This is a genomic window from uncultured Caballeronia sp. (assembly GCF_964243625.1).
GTDB lineage: Bacteria > Pseudomonadota > Gammaproteobacteria > Burkholderiales > Burkholderiaceae > Caballeronia.
Genome location: NZ_CAXTGZ010000520.1, coordinates 1 through 4277 on the forward strand (window position 1 = coordinate 1; position 4277 = coordinate 4277).

Below are 4277 nucleotides of genomic sequence, written 5' to 3' on the forward strand. Positions count from 1 at the left end.
CCGTGCCCAGCGATGACGCGAAAATCACGCGCCGTTCTTCGCTTGTCATCGGTGCGTGGGAAATGCGTCCCTCGACCGTCGCCATGAATCATCTCCTGATCTTGATTTTTGAATGGCACCCCGCGCATGGCGGCACCGTGCAGCGATTATTGGAGTGAAAACTTACGGCGTTCTGACTGGGTAGGGGTGTGTGGTTTTTTGAGATCGCGATGGCGACCGGGTTGAACGTCGGCTATTTTTAATCGTTTGACCGTTATTTGCGGGCTAATTTACGTTAATTTCTATATTGTCGGCTTTGCGATAAAGCAATCGCTCAGGGTTTGTCCCGGGCAGGATAAACCCGCTGTAAGCCTACTCTCACAAGCGTTCCCGCCTTTCGGGGCGCTTCGCTGTACACGTGGTCTTCAATGTCGAGCGTGCCACGGTGCATCGTCACGATCTCCCTGACAATGGCCAGGCCCAATCCGCTGCCATCGCCTTCACGTCCGAGAATCCTGTAAAACCGCTCCACCACGCGCGTTCTTTCCGCCACTGGAATGCCCAAGCCCGTGTCTTCGACTTCGAGATAAACGCGGCGCGTGTCCGAATCCTCGGTGCGCACGCGGACCGTGATCCGGCCGCCGGGCGGGGTGTAGCGGATGGCGTTATCGATAAGATTCGACAGCATCTCGCGCAGCATCACCACGTTGCCCTCGACCTCGACCGGATGCGGCGGCTCCTCATAGCCGATATCCATGCCCTTCGCCAACGCCGCCTGCACCCAGTCGCGCACGGCAAGCCGCGCAAGATCGGTGAGCTCGACACGCGAGAAAATCTGCCCGGTCATCCGGTTTTCTGCGCGAGCAAGCGCAAGGAGTTGCGTGACGAGCCGCGCCGCGTGCTCGGAACTTGTCGCGATCTGTTCCAGCGAACGCTGGACTTCGGCGGGTACGTCCTGCCGCAGCGCCAGCTCGGCTTGGGTTCGCAAGCCGGCGAGGGGCGTTTTCATTTGATGGGCGGCATCGGCTATGAAGCGTTTTTGCAGCTCCATGTTCTGCTCGAGCCGGTTGAGCAAGTCATTGAACGATGCCACCAGCGGCGCGATTTCCGGCGGCGCGCGGCTGGCTTCGAGCGGCGAAAGGTCGTCAGGACGGCGCGCCCGGATATTCGATTGCAGCGCATGCAGCGGCGCGAGCCCGCGCGACAGCCCGAACCACACCAGCACGATAGCCAGCGGCAAAATCACGAACTGCGGCAGGATCACGCCCTTGATGATGTCATTGGCTAACTGGCTGCGTTTATCGAGCGTCTCGGCCACCTGGACGAGTACCGGCTGCTGCAATGATGGCAGTTCGACCGTGGTGTAGGCGACGCGGATATCGTTGCCGCGCAGTACATCGTCACGAAATTCCACAATGCCGGGCTGCGGCCGGTCATCGTCGTGGGGAAGGGGCATGTCGGCGTCGCCGCCCACGAGTTCGCCTCGTGTTCCGAGCACCTGGAAAAAGACGCTATCGACGTTATCCGCCCTCAGGAAATCGCGCGTGGCGTTCGGCAGACGCAATTCCGCTACGCCGTTGACAGGCTGGATTTGCCGGGCGAGCACGTAGGCATCGGTTTCGAGCGCCCGGTCGAACGGCCCGTTGGCTATCGACTTGGCGACCAGATATGTGACGGCGATGCTCATTGGCCACAGCAACAATAGCGGCGCGAGCATCCAGTCGAGAATCTCGCCGAACAGCGAACGCGGCGCCGGTTCGCCGTCGGGCTCGAGCTCGTCGGGCGGCGCGAACGGGTTGGCGTAACGCGCGTCACGAGACACGTCGGGGTCTGCAATGGGTGCATCGAGCAGATCCGGCGACGGGTGCTGCAACGGGTGAGGCGACTCGCGCGACGCCTGGGCGGCACGCTTGGAAGTAGCGGGCGAGCCCATGATGTGGTTACTTGTAGTGAGGGCTGGACGATGCCATCGGGCCGGCGTCCGCGGGTCCTGACGCGACCGGAGCGGCCGCTGGTGCAACGGCTTTTTCAAGGCTATAGCCTAGCCCGCGAACGGTCATGATGCGCGCGCCGCCGGGCTCGATTTTTTTTCTTAGCCGATGGACATAGACTTCGATCGCGTTATTGCTGACTTCCTCGCCCCACTCGCAAAGGTGGTTGACGAGCTGTTCCTTCGATACCAGCCGGCCAACCCGCTGCAGCAGGACTTCGAGCACGCCGAGTTCGCGCGCCGACAACTCGATGACCTGGTCGTTGATAGACGCAATGCGCCCGACCTGATCGAATGACAGCGCGCCATGTTTGACGACTGTCGGACCGCCTCCGGCGCCGCGCCGGGTGAGGGCGCGCACGCGGGCTTCGAGTTCGTTCAGCGCGAACGGTTTGGCCATGTAGTCGTCGGCGCCGAGGTCGAGGCCCTTGACGCGTTCGTCGACACTGTCGGCGGCTGTCAGGATGAGTACGGGCATCTGGGAATTGCGGGCCCTGAGGCGCCGCAGGACTTCGAGACCGGACATCATGGGCAGGCCCAGGTCGAGGATCAGGAGGTCGAAAGTTTGCAGCGAAAGGGCGGTGTCTGCTTCCACGCCGTGCTTGACGTGATCCACCGCATACCCCGATTGGCGGAGTGATCGAACGAGACCGTCCGCGAGTATGCTGTCGTCTTCGGCAATGAGTATTCGCATCGTAGTGTGCGCAAAAGGCATTGCCGGCACCGCAATTCGCCCGGCGCGGCGGTCTCCAGGTGTTGTGGTGCGCTTGCATGGTCAAGGCGTGGTGTTGAAACTACGCGCGCTGAACCCACTTGCAAAAACACCTGTTTTTTTATACAGTGTCTGTAGCAGTGCACCCAGTGGAGCAAAAGTCCGCGGGCATGCGCCAGATGCCGTTCATCATAGCAAAGGACGATTCATGGAAGATAGCAAGAAAGGCCCGGGCGGGATGTCTGCGGAGAAGACCAAAGCGCTTGCCGTCGCGCTCGCGCAGATCGAGAAGCAATTCGGCAAGGGGTCGATCATGCGACTCGGCGCCGGCGAAGCCATTGAAGACATTCAAGTGGTCTCGACCGGTTCGCTCGGACTGGATATTGCCTTGGGCGTTGGCGGCCTGCCGCGTGGACGCGTAGTGGAAATCTACGGTCCGGAATCGTCGGGCAAGACCACGCTGACGCTGCAAGTGATTGCTGAAATGCAGAAGCTTGGCGGTACGGCGGCATTTATTGACGCGGAACACGCGCTCGACATCGGCTACGCGCAGAAGCTCGGCGTGAACCCGTCGGACTTGCTGATCTCGCAGCCGGATACGGGCGAGCAGGCGCTGGAAATCGCGGACGCGCTGGTGCGCTCGGGTTCCATCGACATGATCGTGATCGACTCGGTTGCGGCGCTGGTGCCGAAGGCTGAAATCGAAGGCGAAATGGGCGATTCACTGCCTGGCTTGCAAGCACGTTTGATGTCGCAGGCACTGCGCAAGCTAACCGGCACGATCAAACGTACGAACTGCCTGGTGATTTTCATCAACCAGATCCGCATGAAGATTGGCGTGATGTTCGGCAATCCGGAAACCACCACGGGTGGTAATGCGCTGAAGTTCTACGCATCGGTGCGTCTGGATATTCGCCGTATCGGTTCGATCAAGAAGAACGACGAAGTGATCGGCAATGAAACGCGCGTGAAGGTGGTGAAGAACAAGGTTGCGCCGCCGTTCCGCGAAGCCATCTTCGACATTCTTTACGGCGAAGGCATCTCGCGTCAGGGCGAAATCATCGATTTGGGCGTGCAGGCCAAGCTGGTGGACAAGGCCGGCGCCTGGTACAGCTACAACGGCGAACGGATTGGTCAGGGCAAGGACAACGCACGTGAATTCCTGCGTGAGAACCCGGAAATGGCGCGTGAGATCGAAAACAAGATCCGCGAGTCGCTGGGCGTCAATGCAATGGCTGAGTCACTGCCAGGCGTTGCCGAAGTCGCTGACGAAGAATGAGTGGTAGGCGGTAAAAAAGATGCTGCGCAAAAACCGGTTCGGGTCGAAGGCCGGTCGCGACGCGAGTCGTGACTCGGAGCAAGACGTAAAGGACGATCCGGACGGCCCGAATTCCGTAAGCGATGACAGCGAGAGCGTCGACGCGGAGGAAGGGGTTGATCGCTACGAACGAAGCAGCGATCGATACCGCGCAGCATCAAGCGAACGCGCTGGTGCGGAGGGATCTGCACCGGCGCGTCGTTCATTTGGGAACAGCTTTAACAAGAGCGGTGGCGCTGCCGGCGATAAAACCAGCAGCGGATTCAAGGGCAGCAGCT

General features: G+C 60.6%; 4 protein-coding genes and 1 pseudogene. 2 read left to right on the forward strand and 3 right to left on the reverse strand.

From position 1 onward, the window contains the following. The 3 genes and pseudogenes from ACFFAR_RS26100 to ACFFAR_RS26110 all read right to left on the reverse strand — a co-directional run. Positions 1 to 85: pseudogene (locus ACFFAR_RS26100) on the reverse strand (alpha-ketoglutarate permease); the annotation flags it as partial. Positions 86 to 313: 228 nt separating this feature from the next. Next, positions 314 to 1912, reverse strand: a complete 1599-nt coding sequence (locus ACFFAR_RS26105; RefSeq protein WP_375508731.1) for a sensor histidine kinase N-terminal domain-containing protein — start codon at positions 1910 to 1912, stop codon at positions 314 to 316. Positions 1913 to 1919: 7 nt separating this feature from the next. Next, positions 1920 to 2663: a response regulator transcription factor gene (locus ACFFAR_RS26110; protein WP_061998619.1), complete on the reverse strand. Its 744-nt coding sequence runs from the start codon at positions 2661 to 2663 to the stop codon at positions 1920 to 1922. 226 nt (positions 2664 to 2889) lie between these two features. On the opposite strand from ACFFAR_RS26110, the gene recA reads away from it, so the two are divergent. Together recA and ACFFAR_RS26120 are read left to right on the forward strand one after the other, a co-directional pair. Further along, positions 2890 to 3960 carry a recombinase RecA gene (recA, locus tag ACFFAR_RS26115; RefSeq protein WP_375508732.1) on the forward strand — a complete coding sequence of 357 codons (1071 nt, stop codon included), beginning with the start codon at positions 2890 to 2892 and terminating at the stop codon, positions 3958 to 3960. A 19-nt stretch (positions 3961 to 3979) separates the two neighbouring features. Further along, positions 3980 to 4277, forward strand: a 298-nt coding sequence (locus tag ACFFAR_RS26120) for a hypothetical protein (protein WP_375508733.1), incomplete at its 3' end; no start/stop codon positions are given.